Source organism: Ruegeria sp. AE4, assembly GCF_056542185.1.
Genome location: NZ_JBQFZK010000017.1, coordinates 37,235 through 53,779, shown reverse-complemented (window position 1 = coordinate 53,779; position 16,545 = coordinate 37,235). Strand labels below are relative to the sequence as shown.

The window sequence follows — 16,545 nt, the reverse complement described above, 5'->3', positions numbered from 1 at the left end:
ATGAAAGCCCTCATTCCCTTGCTCTGCCTGATCGCTTTACCCGTTTGGGCACAGGACGCCCCAACCGGTTGGACCGTGTTTCCCGCGGACAAGATCTACTCGGAACTGGTCGATGCAACCAAGGCTGCGATCAAGGACAACGGATTGATAGTGGTGACGCAGGCTGGACCCACCAAGGCAGCTGCGGCACGAGGGATCACCATTCCGGGTAACATGGTGATTGGCGCGTTCAACAACGATTACGCCGTAAGGGTGCTGGAAACCTCTACCAATGCGATGATCGAAGCACCGATCCGTTTCTATGTCACCGAGAACGAGGACGGAACCGCAACCCTGTCTTACAAGACCCCCAGTTTCGTGTTTGACCCTTACATGGCGGAAGGCGGGCAAGCCTTGCAGGACATTGCCGCGGAACTGGATAAAACTTTTCAATCCGTCGCTGAAGACGCAGTCAAATAGTCACACTGACGTGATCCGCCTTGCGTCTGGTGGCGTCCTCCGCAATCTGCTTCGAAACGGTTATCTCGGAGCATGACTGATGCAAGACCCCACGCCGCGCGCCGCCGATCTTCTGGCCCAACGCCTGTACGAAGCGGGGTGCCGCCACGCCTTTGGAATGCCGGGGGGTGAGGTGCTGACACTGGTGGATGCGCTTGAAAAGGCGGGCATCACTTTTCATCTGACAAAACATGAAAACTCGGCCGGATTCATGGCCGAGGCCGTGCATCACCGCGACGGCGCGCCTGCGATTCTGGTCGCCACTTTGGGTCCGGGCGCGATGAACGGCATCAACGTGGTGGCCAATGCGTTGCAGGACCGTGTTCCGATGATCGTTCTGACCGGTTGCGTCGATGCGGACGAAGCGCTGACCTACACCCATCAGGTTATGGACCACAGCCAGGTTTACCGTTCCATCACCAAGGGCACGTTTACACTGACGGCCAAGGGCGCGGATATCATCGCAGACAAGGCGGTGTCACTGGCCACGCAACCGCGGCCGGGCCCGGTCCATATCGATGTTCCGATCTCGGTCGCCGATACGCCGGTGACGGGTGTGAAACGCCGCCGTCTGGCCAAGGTCGCGCCTGTCAGCCCCAATGGCGAATGCCTGGAAAAAGCCAGGCGCTGGGTGGCCGAGGCCGAGCGCCCCATCGCCATTATCGGTCTCGATGTCCTCTATGACGACTCGCGCAGTGTGGTGCAGGCGTTTTTGGAACATTTCGGAATTCCATTTGTTACCACCTACAAGGCCAAGGGTGTTGTTCCCGAAGATCACCCTTTGTGTTTGGGCGGCGCGGGCCTGTCGCCTTTGGCAGACAAGCACCTTGTCCCATTGGTCGAACACGCCGATCTGGTGCTGTGTCTGGGGTATGACCCGATCGAAATGCGCCCCGGCTGGCGCGAAATCTGGGACCCCGAAGAAAAGCGCGTCATCGACATATCAGCGGTGATCAATGACCACTACATGCATCAGGCGGGTCTTAATCTGGTGGCCGACACGGGCGAGACGCTGGAGGCCATCGCCAAGGGAAACCCTGCCCGCGCAACGTGGCCGGGTGGTGAGCCCGCGCAGGTCAAATCTGCTCTGGCACAGGCCTTTCCCACCGATGAGGACTGGGGACCCGCAGCGGTCATCGCCGAAACGCGCGCTACCCTGCCCCCCGAAACGCTGGCAACCGCCGACAGCGGCGCGCATCGCATTCTGCTGAGCCAGATGTGGGACTGCCGCGAAGAACGTGGGCTGATCCAATCCTCGGCGCTCTGCACCATGGGCTGTGCTGTCCCAATGGCCATTGGTCTGAAACTGGCCGAGCCCGACCGCCCGGTGATCAGCTTTTCGGGTGATGCCGGGTTTCTGATGGTCGCCGGGGAAATGTCGACGGCGGCTGAAATGGGCGGCAATCCGATCTTTCTTGTCTTCGTAGATGCCAGCCTTGCCCTTATCGAGTTGAAACAGCGGCAGCGGCAGATGGGCAAGAATGGCGTGGATTTCGGCCACCATGACTTCGCCGCCATGGGCCGTGCATTTGGTGGGAACGGCCACACTGTCCGCAACCGGGCAGAGTTGCGTGCAGCACTTGAAGCTGCTGTAAAGGCCGAGACATTTACCGTCATCGCCGCTGAAATCGACCGTGGAGGATACGATGGCCGCATCTGAGGGCCCCCTGAAGGGCGTCAAGGTTCTGGACCTCAGCCGTATTCTGGCCGGGCCGACCTGCACGCAGTTGCTGGGTGATCTGGGCGCAAGCGTCATCAAGATCGAAAACCCTGCCACCGGGGGCGACGACACGCGGCAATGGGGTCCGCCCTATGTCACCGATGCCGACGGCAACCGCTCGGACCTGAGCGCCTATTTCATGTCAGCGAACCGAAACAAGAAATCCGTGGCGCTGGATATCGCGACTGAGAAAGGTCAGGCGGAAATCCGACGGCTGGCCTCACACGCGGATATTCTGATTGAGAATTTCAAACCCGGCGGTCTGGCGAAATACGGGCTGGACTATGCCACCCTGTCGCAGGAGTTCCCCAGCCTCGTTTACTGCTCGATTTCGGGTTACGGCCAAACCGGACCAAATGCCAGCAAGCCCGGCTATGACCTGATGGCGCAAGGCTATGGAGGGATCATGTCCCTGACCGGCGACCCGGAAGGCGCGCCGATGAAAGTGGGGGTCGGAATCGCTGATGTGATGTGCGGAATGTATGCGAGCGTTGGTATTCTGGCCGCACTGCGCCACCGCGACCTGACCGGTGAAGGTCAGCAGGTCGATCTGGCACTGGTTGATTCTCAGATCGCATGGCTGATCAACGAGGGCGTCAATTACCTGACTTCTGGCAACGTTCCGCAACGCCGCGGAAACGGGCACCCCAATATCGTGCCTTATGACGTTTACGAGACATCCGATGGGCATGTCATTCTGGCGGTTGGAAATGATGGCCAATTCAAAAAACTGTGCGGTTTCCTGGGACAACCCGAACTTGCCGACGACCCCAGATTCGTGACCAACCCGGCGCGACTGGAACACCGTGATGCGCTGAACGCCATTCTTCGGCCGGCTGTTCAACGGCTGGATACGCGATCCGTAATTTCCGGTCTTGAAGACGTGAAAGTGCCTGTTGGTCCGGTCCAGACGCTGGATCAGGTTTTTGACACGGAACAGGTAGCAGCACGAAATATGCAGATTTCGATGCAGGCCCAGCCCGGTAAGGTGAACCTGATCGGGAATCCCCTTAACCTGTCACGTACGCCTGTAACATATCGCAGCGCACCACCCACCTGCGGGGCGGACACTGACTGGGTATTAAACGCTGAAAACCCGTTCGACGATTGAAACACTTGCACAACTAGGCGGCAAGTTGCTGAAACATGCCTTTGAATCGGCGGATTTTTTCGACTTTTTCACACACGACATTTCACCAATTCGAGAGCGGGGTCGATACTGATACGCCGCTCTCGCACACTCTGTTACATCAAACAGTGTCAAATACCGCAATCAGATTGGACCCAAGTATGAAACAAGACATTTTTGGACAGATGAACACCTTGGCGCAGCCTGAAGCTGTCGAAGCCTGGAATGGTGTTCTGCTTGGGTTCATGGCACATGCCGCGGTTACGCCCCAACATCTGGGCAAAGTGTTGGAGCTTGAGCCCAATTTTGCTTTGGGCCATGCCGTTAAAGGCCTGTTCATGGCCCTTCTCGGTCGACGAGAGATGATGGCGGTTGCGGTCGAGGCTTTGGCAGCAGCCAATGCTGCGATGAAACGGCAGCCCGTCTCGACGCGCGAGCGGCTGTTTGTCGATGCATTGGGGCTGTATCTTGCGGGCCAACTGACACAGGCGGTGCAAAAGTTCGAAGCGGTCCTGCGCGACCATCCGCAGGATACGTTGGCGATGAAACTCAGCCACGCGACCCGTTTCGTTCTGGGCGATCCGGACGGAATGCGCCGTTCGATCGAACGGGTTATGCCTGCATATGAACCCGATCACCCCGGTCGGGGTTATCTGCTGGGCTGCCATTCCTTCGCGCTGGAAGAAACCGGAGCCTACGAAAAGGCCGAAATCGCGGGACGTCAGGCGCTTTGGATGGTGTCCGATGATGCCTGGGGTCTGCACGCGGTGGCCCATGTCCATGAAATGACCGGCAACGCGCAGCTGGGCCTTGACTGGCTGGCCGGGCGCGAGGCGGCCTGGGCCCATTGCAACAACTTCCGCTATCACGTCTGGTGGCACAAGGCCCTGATGCATCTGGATCTGGGTCAGGTCGATCAGGTGATGGACCTGTATGACAACCACGTCCGCAAGGACAAAACCGACGATTACCGCGACATCTCGAACGGAACTTCGCTTCTGATGCGGCTTGAATTAGAAGGCGTAAATGTCGGAAATCGCTGGGAAGAACTGGCTGACCTGAGTGCCGCACGCACCGAAGACGGCTGCCTGATCTTCGCCGATCTGCATTACCTTTTGGCACTGACAGGCGACAATCGCGTCGACGCCACAGCCAAAATGCTGAACCGCATGAGCAAGGATGCAGCGCGTGCCAATGACGACACCACCCGCCGTATGGCTGATCCCGGTGTCGCGGCCGCCATGGGCCTTGAAGCCTTTGGTGACGGCCATTATGGCACGGCATTTGATCACCTGTTGGCAGCGCGCGGTTCAATGCAACTGGCTGGTGGCAGTCACGCGCAACGTGATGTATTTGAACGCATTACCATCGATTCCGGGCTTCGGGCCGGTCGTCTTGATGCGGTTGAACGCATTCTGGATGACCGTCGCGCCAAGCGCGCCGGGGGTGAAGACAATTATGCCATCGCGCGCCGCGCCCTGATTGATGCGGCACGCGACGGCGGAGACATGCAAAGCGTCCCCGCCGAATAACAAGACGACCAAGAAGGACAGAGACCGTATGGCGACCATATCGCCCGCTGCTGATTTTGCACCCGTCGCAGCCCCGGCTGCGGCCCCCGCTCGCACGCGTGACCCGCGACTGGATTTCTATCGCGGCATCGCGATGTTCATCATCCTGATCGCCCACATTCCCAATGATCCTTGGGCGAATTGGATCCCGGCGCGCTTTGGGTATTCGGACGCAACCGAGATTTTCGTGTTCTGTTCGGGCATGGCCTCGGCCATCGCCTTTGGCGGGGCGTTCCTGTACAAGGGCTGGTGGATGGGCACGGCCCGAGTGGCCTATCGCATCTGGCAGGTTTATTGGGCCCATATTGCCCTGTTCTTCTTTGTCGCCATGACAATGGCAGCGCTGGACCTAACCGGCGCGTTCGGGAAAACCTATGTCTCGTCCCTGAACCTTCAGCATTTCTTCAATGATCCCGCCCCGCAGATGGTGGGGATCTTTACCCTGACTTATGTACCGAACTACTTTGACATCCTTCCGATGTATCTGGTGGTACTGGCGCTGATGCCGCTCTACATCGCGCTGTACCGTGTCAGTTTCTGGCTGATGGCGGCTGCATCTGTGACCATCTGGTGCATCACTCAGACCGGCGCGCTGGCCCTTCCGGCCGAGCCGTGGTCGGATCGGCAATGGTTTTTCAACCCGTTTGGCTGGCAATTGCTGTTCTTCACCGGATTTGCCTTGATGCGCGGATGGATTCCCGCTCCACCAGTATCGAAATCTCTGGTCTGGGCGGCTGCCTTGTTCCTGATCCTGTCAGCTCCGTTTGGGTCTTGGAAGGTCTTCCTCTGGGTTAACAGCGCTGCGCCTGAGTTGGGCGCTGCGATCCGAAAGATCTGGCCACTGACCGACGAATTGCGCGACAAGACCGAGTTTGGTGCGCTGCGATATGTCCATTTTCTGTCACTGGCCTATCTGGGCTGGGTCGCGGCAGGCGAACATGGTCACCGCCTGATAGCGACGGGTCACGGAATAGGCGCGCGTGTCTGGCAATTCCTTCTGACTGTCATCACCAAAGTCGGTCAGCAATCCCTTGCGGTGTTTGTATTTTCCATGGCAGCAGCACGACTTATCGGCGTTGCCCTCGATCAAGCTGGGCGGGATGTTGCCACCGTCTTTGTCGCCAACATAATTGGCTTTGCCATGATCATCGGTGTGGCCTATCTGGCAGCTTGGTTTAAGTCTCAACCCTGGAAATTGAAGAGATGAATTTCACCCGTCGCGCATTCCTAGTCTCGACGACTGCCTTGGCCTTTGCCCCATCGGCCTATGCGACCGGGGGCGCAGTCCCCTTTGACCGCGACCACGTGATCGAACTGGCCCGCGAACTGGCCAGCCGCCCCTATGCGGAACGCGAAATGGTTCCCCAAGAATGGCAGGATCTGACTTACGAACAATATCGCTCGATCCGTTTTCGGCTGGACCGGGCGTTGTGGTACGAAACCGAAACGCCATTCAACGTCGATTTCTTCACACCGGGCCTGTATTTCCCCCGGACCATCAAGGTGGAAACAGTCGAAAATGGCATGACAACACCAGTCGATTTCGATCTGGGGATGTTCGACAAATCCGAAGATGTGCCGCAATTGCCCATCGACGAGACTCTGGGCTTTTCAGGCCTACGGCTGCGGACCGAGATGCACCGACCCGGCAAGACGGATGAGTTCTGCGTCTGGCAGGGTGCCAGCTATTTCCGCGCTATTGGTCTGGACGAGGTCTACGGTCTGTCGGCACGCGGTCTCGCCCTGAAAACAGGCGACCCGGATGGCGAGGAATTTCCTGAGTTCATCCGTTTCTGGCTGGAGCGCCCCAAGCCCGGCCATCGGAATATGGTCGTACATGCGCTGATGGACAGTCCCAGCGTGACTGGGGCCTATCGCTTCAATGTCACGGCGGGGGCGGATTGCATTATCGACGTCGAGGCCACGCTGTTTCCCCGCGAAGACCTACCTCATGTAGGTATCGCGCCGGGCACCTCGATGTTTCTGTTCGACCAGACCAACCACAGCCGGTTCGACGATTTCCGTCCGGCCGTCCATGACAGCGACGGGCTGTTGATCCGCAATGGCGCGGGCGAGGTGTTGTGGCGTCCACTGGCAAACCCGGCCCGCCTGCAAATATCGTCTTTCGTTGACGAGAACCCGCGCGGCTTCGGGCTGATGCAGCGCAAGCGCGAGTTTTCGGACTATGCCGACCTTGAGGCGAATTATCACAAGCGCCCGGGCCTGTGGGTCGAGCCTCGGGATGACTGGGGCAAAGGCACCGTTACACTGGTCGAGATACCGGCCGATCAGGAAATCTATGACAACATCGTCGCCTATTGGCGTCCGGCAGAGCCCTATGCGGCAGGCAGTCGGGTTGACCTGTCCTATCGTCTGATCTGGGGTGAGGAGCCTCAGCGCACTCCGATGCCACGGGTGACCAACACCGCCATGGGCGAAAACACCTTCGGTGAGGGGCGTTTGGCCGTCATCGATTTCGAAGGCAGCGATTTGTTCGATGATATCGAGGCGATCAGTGTCTTCGTGGATTCCCCTCATGCCGAGACCTCGGACGGTGTTCTGCAACGCAACCCGGATACGGGTGGATTGCGTCTGGCGTTTTCGTTCCAGCCTGATGGGCGCGATCATGTCGAATTGCGCGCGCAACTGCTGAAAGACAAACAGCCCGCCTCTGAGGTGTGGCTTTACCGATGGACCATATGAACCGCGATCTGCATATCATGCCGCCTGAAGCACCTCTGGCGATGCCCGCGCAGAATTTCAGCGTGGGGTTCCACGATGCCGATGCCCCGTCGGGCACAGACACGGGCGCGGCTGGATTTTGGCGCGCGCTTGCGTTTTCACCGGCGATGGTGGCGACATTGGGCCTGCTGTGGATCATGAGCGACTGGTTCAGCGCCCAGGGGATCAATCTGATCGAGGGCATCCTGTTGGCGCTAATCTCGTTCAACTTCTTCTGGATTTCGTTCACGGTCTGCACCGTTCTGCTGGGTATGGTTTCGCTGTCGCGACAGGATCGTCCGCAGCGCAAGCGCACAGCACAGCCCCTGCGCGTGGCCCTTTTGACACCGGTATACAACGAAGTGCCATGGAACGTACTGGGCAACGCCCGCACCATGCTTGAAGATTTGCAGGCACGCGGTGGGCAGCATCACTATGCCATGTTCATCCTGTCCGACACACGCGACCCTGAAATCGCGGCACAGGAACAAGCCAGCGTCGAAGCCCTGCGCACCACGCTCGCCCCGGGGCTGGAGTTGTATTACCGCCGCCGCGAGCAGAACACCGACCGCAAGGTGGGTAACATCGCCGACTGGGTCAGTCGCTGGGGCGCAGACTGGGACGCGATGCTGGTTCTGGATGCGGACAGCCTTATGACCGGTCGCGCCATACATCGGCTGACCGATGCGCTGGCGCGTGATCCCGGTGCCGGGCTGATCCAGAGCTATCCGCAACTGATCGGCGCGCAATCGGTTTTTGCCCGTATGCAACAATTCGCCAATGGGGTCTATGGCATCGCCTTTGCCGAAGGGTTGGCGCGCTGGTGCGGACAAGAGGGCAATTATTGGGGCCACAACGCCATAATCCGCACCAAGGCTTTCGCCACCAGTGCCGGACTGCCCAAGCTGCGTGCGTTCAACGGTCAGGACAAGCTGATCATGAGCCACGATTTCGTCGAGGCTGGATTGCTGCGCCGTGCCGGATGGGCGGTGCGGTTCCTGCCGCGCATTCGGGGATCTTACGAGGAAACGCCCCCCACACTGATCGATCATGCGATGCGGGATCGGCGTTGGTGCCAGGGCAACCTGCAACACCTGAAACTGCTGGGCTCGACTGGATTCCGGGCCGTCTCGCGTTTTCATATGTTCCACGGTGCCGTAGGATACCTGATGTCACCGTTGTGGTTTGCGCTGCTGTTGATGTGGGCACTGATTGGTCAGGGCAAAGACGCCTCTGTCCTGCATTACTTCAGCCCCGATAATCCGCTGTTCCCGCAATGGCCGGAAATGTCGGAAACCCGGCACGTTCTGATCATTCTTGTGATGTATGCAATGCTGCTGGCACCCAAGGTGCTGGGAGTTCTGGCTTTGCCGCTAAGCGGTGTGCGCTACTCCGAATTCGGAGGCGGCCTCAAGTTCCTGACCTCGTTTCTGGCCGAGGTCATTCTGTCGATCCTGTATGCGCCGATCCTAATGGTGCAACAGATGATCGCCGTTTTCCGGACAGCACTTGGCATTCAGCGGGGCTGGTCGCCGCAAGCACGCGACGGTGGCAGTTACGGATTGCGCACGCTGCTTCTGTGTCACGCATTGGAAACCGTCAGTGGCATAGCCTTGAGTGTTGGTATCCTGTCCGGGCTGGTCTCGATCTGGCTGGCTCCGATTGCCATCAGTCTCGCCCTTGCCATTCCGCTATCGGCACTCAGCGGTGTTTCGGCCGGTGCCGCACGCCGGATGGTCGGAATGCGCGAGGATTTCCGCGAACCTGCCATCACCCGGTCGGCCCGCCGTTACCGAGCCGAGCTGAAGCAACTGGTTGAAGGCAAGATCAACATGACCCCGGCAGAGTGATCAGCTGCCGGGAAGCCCTTCGTACCAATCCACGACCATATCAGCCCAACCGGCTGGAACTGTATGACCGCCCGGGAACAAGGCAAACTCCAGCGCGCTGCCTTTGGCACAGGTGGTCCAGCGGCGGCGCATGAAATTCCCCGTTGTGCTAAAGCCGGCCGGTTTGTGATCGACGCAGCCATTTGCCTCGCGCCAGATTTCGAACCCGGCATAGATATCGCCCTGCTGAAACCGGCCACCGCCCAGTACGCGCCCCTCAAGCGGCACCACGTTGTCCGTCCAGCCATGGGTATGAAACATCCGGATCGGACCCTTGCAGGTTTCCGGGTGTGGCCTCCAGAATCCTCCGGACACCGGAACATATGCCGAAAATGTCTCGGGCGCCTTGCAGGCGAGATAGTTGACCATAAAGCCACCAGCCGAAAACCCGCCCAGCATGACCCGGTCCGCATTGATTCCAAACCGGTTTTCCGCGTCCTGAACCACTTCGGACAGAAAGGCGGTTTCATCCCGTTCGCCAAATCCAGGAATAAAATTCCAGCTTTTTCTGCCGCCCCGGTTGGGCCTGTCCGAACCTTCCGGTGCCATCACAGCATACCCCCGCGCCAGCAGAGGTTCGACCATCCCGCGATTTCGCATCGTGCCAGATCCACTGCCGCCATACCCGTGCAGAAACACCAACAACGGCGGGTTTTCCGCACCGGGCAATTCGATGTGATACGCGCCCAAAGAGGTTTCGCAAATTTCCCCCTGATCAGCACAATCCGCCAAGGCCAACTGCGCGGTGAAGGCAAATACTGCTGCCAGGCTGATTTCCCTGATCATCCTGCATCCTCACTGTATTTACGGACCGGTAAACCGGTCCTTACCCATCCCGGCCCGGCCGCCGAGCCCAACATACCCTCGGGTACGTCGATGATATTTGTGAATCCGGCTTCAATCAAACGATTGCTGAGGCGCGCGGACCGCACCCCACGGGCGCAGATCAGCGCCACGGGAACAGCCTGATCACCACCGGTCATTTGTGTCAGAACGTCGACGAAATCTTCGCGCCGCATGTCCAGCGGTACCGCGCCCTCGCCAATTCCCGAGGCGCGCCACTCGCGCGGTGTGCGGATATCAACCAGCAGAACGCGCCCGTCCACAGCCTGCTCATGGGCGTCGGCCACACTGATCCGGCCGCCGCTGTGATCCTCGGGGATCAGTCTGTATTGCCTGATCGCAAACCCGGCAGCAATCGCGGCACCGCCACCAATCAATAGCCACCGTCGGGATCGTTTCATTTTTTCGGCCACACCTCAGCCTCCTGTTCGCTGACACTGGTTCTATCACAACCAGACAGCAAGTTGCGCGGTGAAACACAGCTTGCAGATCAAGATCGCGTCATTAATGCGCAATGCCACCAATGCATTGGTGATCCATTGGAGCCCGGCAAAAAAGTTGCCATCTCTGGACAGTCGGCAAAATATCCTTACAAAATTGACCTCACCCTGACCGCCCAGACCGGAGTATCGCACTTGTCCCTATTCCTTATTGCGGCCCTTCCCTTCCTTGGTGCTGTATTTCCCGCACTGCTGATCCGCGCGGGCCGAAATGCCGCCGCATCCGCAGCCGGGTTGACCACATTTCTGGCCCTGATGGGGCTGCTGATCCACATCCCTTCAGTCATGCGCGGAGACGTCGTGACTGCCCGTTTTGACTGGATACCGAGGTTGGGCCTGAACGCGAATTTTATGCTGGACGGGCTGGGATTTCTTTTCGCCTTGCTGATCCTTGTCATTGGATTGCTCATCATTCTCTACGCACGGTTCTACCTGTCGCGCGAAGATCCGATGGGACAGTTCTATACCTACCTGCTGCTGTTTCAGGGGGCGATGGTTGGTATTGTCCTGTCCGACAACATCCTACTTTTGATTGTTTTCTGGGAACTTACATCGCTCAGCTCATTCCTGCTGATCGGCTATTGGAAACATCTGCCCGATGGCCGACAGGGCGCGCGCATGGCTTTGGCCGTTACCGGCTCGGGCGGGTTGGCGATGATCGCCGGGATGCTGATCCTCGGCAATATCGTTGGATCTTATGACCTGAGTGTCATTTTGCAGAACAAGGCGCTGATACAGGCGTCCCCCTACTACCTGCCGGCGTTGATCCTGATCCTGCTGGGCGCTTTCACCAAGTCGGCACAGTTCCCGTTTCACTTCTGGCTGCCCCATGCCATGGCCGCGCCGACGCCGGTATCGGCCTATCTGCATTCGGCCACCATGGTGAAGGCCGGTCTGTTCCTGATGGCGCGAATGTGGCCGGTTCTGGCGGGAACAGATGCCTGGTTCTACATCGTGGCCACAACTGGTCTGATCACCATGCTGCTGGGTGCGGTCATCGCGCTGTTCAAAGATGACCTGAAGGCGCTGCTGGCCTTTTCGACCGTATCCCACCTGGGCCTGATCACCATGCTGTTGGGCTTTGGCACTAAAATTGCCGCCGTGGCCGCCATTTTCCACATCATCAACCATGCGACCTTCAAGGCCGCGCTGTTCATGACCGCCGGAATCGTGGATCACGAGACCGGTACGCGGAACCTGAAACGGCTGGGTGGCCTGCGCCACCTGATGCCGATCACCTTTACTATCGGCACCATCGCGGCCCTGTCCATGGCGGGTCTGCCGCCGCTGAATGGCTTTTTGTCGAAAGAGATGATGCTGGAAGAGACTGTGCATACCACCTGGTTGCATTCACATTATCTGGTTCCGGGGCTGGCACTTCTGGCAGCGCTGTTTTCGGCCGCTTATTCTTTCCGCTTCGTCAGCCATGTTTTCCTTGGACCCCAGCGCGAAGACTATCCCACCCATCCGCATGATCCGCCTGTTGGGCTGTGGCTGGCACCCGCATTGCTGGTGGTGCTGGTCGTCCTGATCGGCCTGAATTCCGCAGCACTCGTTGGCCCGCTGATCGCCGTGGTTACCAGCGCGGTGATAGGCGGCGAAAAGCTGCCGTATTACTCGCTCAAACTGTGGCATGGCTTCACGCCCGCACTTTACATGTCAGTTGTTGCGACATTGGGCGGCCTGTTCCTGCTGGCGCTGCACAAACGCGGCGAGCAGGTCTGGAATGCCCTGCCTCGGCCCGAGGCCAAGGTAATCTTTGAGGCGATCATCGACGCGCTGACCAGGCTAAGCCGCTGGATCACCGATGAGATGCATAACGGTGTTCTCAGCCGCTATGCGATCATCTTCGTGGCCTTCACCGTGGGTCTTGGTTATTACGCCTATTCGACGGGAACCATCGGTGTGGAAACCCGCGTTCCGCTGCCAGCGCAGATCATTCCGATCATCGGCTGGATTTGTCTGGTGGGCGCAACGCTTGGTATCATGTGGTTCCACCGGAACCGCCTGTTGTCGCTGGTGCTGATCGGCGTCGTGGGCCTGATCGTTTCCATCGCGTTCAACTATCTTTCCGCTCCTGACCTTGCCCTGACGCAAATCTCGGTCGAGGTGGTAACGATGATCCTTTTGTTGCTGTCGCTGAACTTCCTGCCGACCGAGACGCCATGGGACAGCAGCGCGGCACGGCGATGGCGGGATGCCGCGATTTCCGTCATTGCCGGTCTTGGTACTGGCGCGCTGGTTTACGCCATGATGATGCGCGATTTTGCATTCCCAACGATTTCAGAATTCCATCTGGCCAATTCCTACAAGGGCGGTGGCGGCACCAATGTGGTCAACGTGATCCTCGTCGATTTCCGTGGTTTTGATACGTTTGGCGAGATCATCGTGCTGGGCATTGCCGCGCTGATTATCTTTGCGCTGACGGAATCCGTGCTAAGCACCAATGTCCGCAGTTACCTGCTGAATCGCAAACCGCACTGGCCCCAGTCCGGTGATTCACACCCGCTGATGATGGTTGTGGCGACCCGCGTGATGATGCCGATTGCGCTGATGGTCGGAGCCTATATTTTCTTCCGTGGGCACAACCAGCCCGGCGGCGGATTTATCGCCGGGCTGATCGTCGCTATCGCCTATCTGATGCAATACATGGCCAGCGGCTATACTTGGGCGATTGAGCGGCAGCGGTTTTATTACCACGGCACCATTGGCTGGGGCGTGCTGATCGCTGCGGCCACGGGTCTGGGGGCCTGGTTCAATGAACGCCCCTTCCTGACCAGTGATTTTGGCTATCTCCACTGGCCCCCGCTTGAGGAATTCGAATGGGCCACCGCCATGCTGTTTGACACGGGCGTGTTCCTTGCGGTTCTGGGTGCGGTCATGCTGGCACTCGACAGCCTGTCCCGCTTTGCGTGGCAGCCCGGAATGGCACAGGAATTCCCGATGGATATCAATCCCCTGCGGGACTCTCCACCGGAACAAGAACAAGAGAAGGAGCAGGCCTGATGGAAGCGCTCGTAGCCTCTGCCGTCGGTATCTTGACCGCTGCCGGAATATTCCTGATCCTGCGCCGCCGGACGTTCCCTGTCATTCTGGGCCTGTCGCTGATCACTTACGCGGTCAACGTGTTCCTGTTCGCGACCGGGCGTCTTGCGCTGAACGCCCCCCCGGTTCTGAACAAATACAAGGACGTCGCTTACACCGATCCTCTGCCACAGGCGCTGGTGCTGACCGCAATTGTGATTTCCTTTGGAATGACCGCGGTGATCGTGATGATCTCGCTCAGCGCGTACCTGTCCTCCAAGGATGACCATATCGACATGACAGCGCAGGACAGCGTGGACGCAGCAGGAGAAGACGCATGAACCACTGGATCGTTGCGCCGATCGTCCTGCCCGCGATCCTGGCTCCGTTTAGCATCATGGTCCTGCGATACCATCTGGATCTGCAGCGCATCTTTTCCGTTGCCGGTGTTGTGGCCTTGCTTGGGATTGCGCTGACAATCACGGCGCAGGCTTCGGGCGGAGATATTCAGGTTTACGAGCTTGGAAACTGGCCCGCCCCGTTTGGCATTGTCATGGTACTGGATCGAATGTCGGCCATGATGGTTCTACTAACCGCGCTGCTGGCCTTACCGATTGTCCTCTATGCAATAGCTTCGGGCTGGGATGATAGGGGCAAACACTTCCACGCCCTGTTCCATTTTCAGCTTATGGGTGTCTGCGGCGCATTCCTGACCGGAGATGCCTTTAACCTTTTCGTGTTTTTTGAAGTTCTGCTGATCGCCTCTTACGGTCTGATGACCCATGGTGGCGGTGCGGTACGGTTGAAGGCGGGTGTGCAATATGTGGCCTACAACCTGTTGGGATCGACCTTGTTCCTGTTTGCGTTGGGCACGATCTATGGTGTGACCGGGACACTGAACATGGCGGATATCGCCATAAGGGTTGCCGAAATCCCGGCCGAGGATACGGCATTGTTGCGGGTTGGCGCAGTCCTTTTGCTTTTGGTCTTTTGCATCAAGGCCGCCGTTCTGCCCCTGCATTTCTGGCTACCTGCCAGCTATGCCAATGCGCCAATGCCCGTCGCGGCCCTGTTTGCAATCATGACCAAGGTCGGGGCTTACTCGATTCTGCGGATGTTCACATTGGCCTTTGGCCCCGATGTCGCAGCGACAGAGGGTCTGGTGGGTCAGTGGTTGCAACCTGCTGCACTTGTCACATTGGCTGTCGGGGCTATCGGCATTCTGGGGTCAAAACATATCGCCCGCATGGTGGCGTTCTGCGCGATTGCATCCATGGGCACCCTGTTGATCGCGATCTCGCAATTCACGCCTGATGCGACAGCCGCGGCGCTGTACTATGTCTTCCATTCGACGCTGGCGACAGCCCTGCTGTTCCTGGTTGCCGATCTGGTGATGGCGCGGCGCGGCGGGGCCATCGCGCCGACGCCACCGATGCCGCAAAGCGGTTTGGTGTCCGCACTGTTCTTCGTGGGGGCGATTGCGATGGCGGGAATGCCGCCCTTGTCCGGCTTTATAGGCAAGCTGCTTGTGCTGGACGCCTCGCGCGATGCTTCGGATGCCACGACGGTCTGGGCCGTGATTCTGATCAGCTCATTCGTCACAATAATTGGCTTGGCCCGAGCCGGAACTTTGATTTTCTGGAAAAGCTACGACACTCAGGCTGTTCCGATAGCAGAGCCAGCGGAAAATGAAGCTGCCCCCGCACCGGTCGCACCTGAACCACAACCCGGTCTGGCCTTTACTGCCGTGTTTGGCGCCGTAGCCGGCCTGATCCTGCTAACATTGTTCGCGGGCCCTGCGCTGGAATATACAAGCCAAACCGCAGGGCAGCTGTTTACGCCTGAAAACTACATCTCTGCCGTATTGGGAGGGGCCGAGTGATGAAACTGCTACACCGGATATTTCCGCACCCGCACCTGACCATTTTGTTGACGATCGTCTGGATCCTGCTGGCGAACAAGCCGTCGCTGAATTCTCTGGTCTTTGGCCTGATCCTTGGGATCATCATTCCCTTTGTCACACAACCCTACTGGCCCGACAGGCCCAAGCTGCGCAACTGGCCAATGGTCGCCGAATACATGATCGTAGTGCTGTGGGATATTGTCGTCGCGAACGTGACCGTGGCCCGCATCGTCCTGTTCAAACGCAATGAAGACCGGCGGCCCAACTGGGTGTGCATTCCACTGGAGCTTCGGACACCCGAGGCCATAACCGTGCTGGCCGGGACCATCACGATGACACCCGGCACCGTCAGTTGCGACCTGTCAGCACAGGGGCACAATCTGCTGGTCCATTGCCTGGATGCACCAAACCCGGATCAGGTGCGCGACGAAATCAAGCAGCGCTATGAACGTCGCCTGAAGGAGATTTTCGAATGATCGAATACGCTATCTACTTTGCATTTGCCTGTTTTGGCGCGGCGATCATGATGTGTCTGTGGCGGATCATTACCGCGGACGGCGTTGGGACCCGGGTTCTGGCTCTGGATACAATGGTCATCAACACGATTGCCCTGATGATCCTTTATGGCCTGTCGAAAGGGACCGAGATTTTCTTTGAAGCGGCCATGATCATCGCGATGCTTGGCTTCGTCTCGACCGTGGCATATGCGCGCTTCATGCTGCGCGGCAACATCATCGAATGAGGGTG

At 58.5% G+C, this 16,545-nt stretch carries 14 protein-coding genes; 12 read left to right on the top strand and 2 right to left on the bottom strand.

Going from position 1 to position 16,545, the window contains the following annotated elements; translation table 11 throughout:
• From ACR0EK_RS17035 to mdoH, 7 genes are all read left to right on the top strand, one after another.
• A complete protein-coding gene (locus ACR0EK_RS17035; protein WP_480898063.1) occupies window positions 1–459 on the top strand; it encodes a DUF302 domain-containing protein in 459 nt (152 codons plus the stop codon).
• Between the two features lie 79 nt (window positions 460–538).
• On the top strand, window positions 539–2,158 hold the full coding sequence (locus ACR0EK_RS17030; protein ID WP_480772916.1) for a thiamine pyrophosphate-binding protein: 1,620 nt from the start codon (window positions 539–541) through the stop codon (window positions 2,156–2,158).
• Window positions 2,145–3,329: a CaiB/BaiF CoA transferase family protein gene (locus ACR0EK_RS17025; protein ID WP_480772917.1), complete on the top strand. Its 1,185-nt coding sequence runs from the start codon at window positions 2,145–2,147 to the stop codon at window positions 3,327–3,329. Before ACR0EK_RS17030 ends, ACR0EK_RS17025 begins: the two co-directional genes overlap by 14 nt.
• A gap of 179 nt (window positions 3,330–3,508) precedes the next feature.
• Window positions 3,509–4,879 (top strand): tetratricopeptide repeat protein, encoded by a 1,371-nt coding sequence (locus ACR0EK_RS17020; protein ID WP_480772918.1) that lies wholly within the window; start codon window positions 3,509–3,511, stop codon window positions 4,877–4,879.
• 28 nt (window positions 4,880–4,907) lie between these two features.
• Window positions 4,908–6,125: an OpgC family protein gene (locus ACR0EK_RS17015; RefSeq protein ID WP_480772919.1), complete on the top strand. Its 1,218-nt coding sequence runs from the start codon at window positions 4,908–4,910 to the stop codon at window positions 6,123–6,125.
• Complete coding sequence (locus ACR0EK_RS17010) at window positions 6,122–7,621, top strand: OpgD/OpgG family glucan biosynthesis protein (RefSeq protein WP_480772920.1); 1,500 nt, start codon at window positions 6,122–6,124, stop codon at window positions 7,619–7,621. Before ACR0EK_RS17015 ends, ACR0EK_RS17010 begins: the two co-directional genes overlap by 4 nt.
• Window positions 7,618–9,489 (top strand): glucans biosynthesis glucosyltransferase MdoH, encoded by a 1,872-nt coding sequence (mdoH, locus tag ACR0EK_RS17005; protein WP_480898486.1) that lies wholly within the window; start codon window positions 7,618–7,620, stop codon window positions 9,487–9,489. Before ACR0EK_RS17010 ends, mdoH begins: the two co-directional genes overlap by 4 nt.
• Here mdoH and ACR0EK_RS17000 read toward each other — a convergent pair whose 3' ends face one another.
• Window positions 9,490–10,314, bottom strand: coding sequence for a CE1 family esterase (locus ACR0EK_RS17000; protein WP_480898054.1), 825 nt, complete (start codon window positions 10,312–10,314; stop codon window positions 9,490–9,492).
• Window positions 10,311–10,772, bottom strand: coding sequence for a rhodanese-like domain-containing protein (locus tag ACR0EK_RS16995; RefSeq protein WP_480869691.1), 462 nt, complete (start codon window positions 10,770–10,772; stop codon window positions 10,311–10,313). Before ACR0EK_RS16995 ends, ACR0EK_RS17000 begins: the two co-directional genes overlap by 4 nt.
• A 234-nt stretch (window positions 10,773–11,006) precedes the next feature.
• Here ACR0EK_RS16995 and ACR0EK_RS16990 point away from each other — a divergent pair, with 234 nt between their 5' ends.
• From ACR0EK_RS16990 to ACR0EK_RS16970, 5 genes are read left to right on the top strand one after another with little or no spacing between them, the layout of a single operon-like run.
• Window positions 11,007–13,877, top strand: coding sequence for a monovalent cation/H+ antiporter subunit A (locus ACR0EK_RS16990; RefSeq protein WP_480898050.1), 2,871 nt, complete (start codon window positions 11,007–11,009; stop codon window positions 13,875–13,877).
• The gene (locus ACR0EK_RS16985; RefSeq protein WP_209503290.1) at window positions 13,877–14,236 is read left to right on the top strand and encodes a Na+/H+ antiporter subunit C; all 360 of its coding nucleotides are present in this window, start codon (window positions 13,877–13,879) and stop codon (window positions 14,234–14,236) included. Before ACR0EK_RS16990 ends, ACR0EK_RS16985 begins: the two co-directional genes overlap by 1 nt.
• A complete protein-coding gene (locus ACR0EK_RS16980) occupies window positions 14,233–15,777 on the top strand; it encodes a monovalent cation/H+ antiporter subunit D (RefSeq protein WP_480898048.1) in 1,545 nt (514 codons plus the stop codon). The genes ACR0EK_RS16985 and ACR0EK_RS16980 overlap by 4 nt, the downstream gene beginning before the upstream one ends.
• A complete protein-coding gene (locus ACR0EK_RS16975; protein WP_209504851.1) occupies window positions 15,777–16,274 on the top strand; it encodes a Na+/H+ antiporter subunit E in 498 nt (165 codons plus the stop codon). The genes ACR0EK_RS16980 and ACR0EK_RS16975 overlap by 1 nt, the downstream gene beginning before the upstream one ends.
• Complete coding sequence (locus tag ACR0EK_RS16970) at window positions 16,271–16,540, top strand: K+/H+ antiporter subunit F (RefSeq protein WP_209503286.1); 270 nt, start codon at window positions 16,271–16,273, stop codon at window positions 16,538–16,540. Before ACR0EK_RS16975 ends, ACR0EK_RS16970 begins: the two co-directional genes overlap by 4 nt.
• The last annotated feature ends 5 nt before the right edge of the window (window positions 16,541–16,545 follow it).

Bases quoted from the DNA above. Each gene is read 5' to 3' on its own strand.
- ACR0EK_RS16985 (WP_209503290.1), top strand. From the start codon at position 13,877: ATGGAAGCGCTCGTAGCCTCTGCCGTCGGTATCTTGACCGCTGCCGGA.
- ACR0EK_RS17000 (WP_480898054.1), bottom strand. From the start codon at position 10,314: ATGATCAGGGAAATCAGCCTGGCAGCAGTATTTGCCTTCACCGCGCAG.
- ACR0EK_RS17015 (WP_480772919.1), top strand. From the start codon at position 4,908: ATGGCGACCATATCGCCCGCTGCTGATTTTGCACCCGTCGCAGCCCCG.
- mdoH (WP_480898486.1), top strand. From the start codon at position 7,618: ATGAACCGCGATCTGCATATCATGCCGCCTGAAGCACCTCTGGCGATG.
- ACR0EK_RS16975 (WP_209504851.1), top strand. From the start codon at position 15,777: ATGAAACTGCTACACCGGATATTTCCGCACCCGCACCTGACCATTTTG.
- ACR0EK_RS17030 (WP_480772916.1), top strand. From the start codon at position 539: ATGCAAGACCCCACGCCGCGCGCCGCCGATCTTCTGGCCCAACGCCTG.
- ACR0EK_RS17035 (WP_480898063.1), top strand. From the start codon at position 1: ATGAAAGCCCTCATTCCCTTGCTCTGCCTGATCGCTTTACCCGTTTGG.
- ACR0EK_RS16995 (WP_480869691.1), bottom strand. From the start codon at position 10,772: ATGAAACGATCCCGACGGTGGCTATTGATTGGTGGCGGTGCCGCGATT.
- ACR0EK_RS17020 (WP_480772918.1), top strand. From the start codon at position 3,509: ATGAAACAAGACATTTTTGGACAGATGAACACCTTGGCGCAGCCTGAA.
- ACR0EK_RS16970 (WP_209503286.1), top strand. From the start codon at position 16,271: ATGATCGAATACGCTATCTACTTTGCATTTGCCTGTTTTGGCGCGGCG.
- ACR0EK_RS17025 (WP_480772917.1), top strand. From the start codon at position 2,145: ATGGCCGCATCTGAGGGCCCCCTGAAGGGCGTCAAGGTTCTGGACCTC.
- ACR0EK_RS16980 (WP_480898048.1), top strand. From the start codon at position 14,233: ATGAACCACTGGATCGTTGCGCCGATCGTCCTGCCCGCGATCCTGGCT.
- ACR0EK_RS17010 (WP_480772920.1), top strand. From the start codon at position 6,122: ATGAATTTCACCCGTCGCGCATTCCTAGTCTCGACGACTGCCTTGGCC.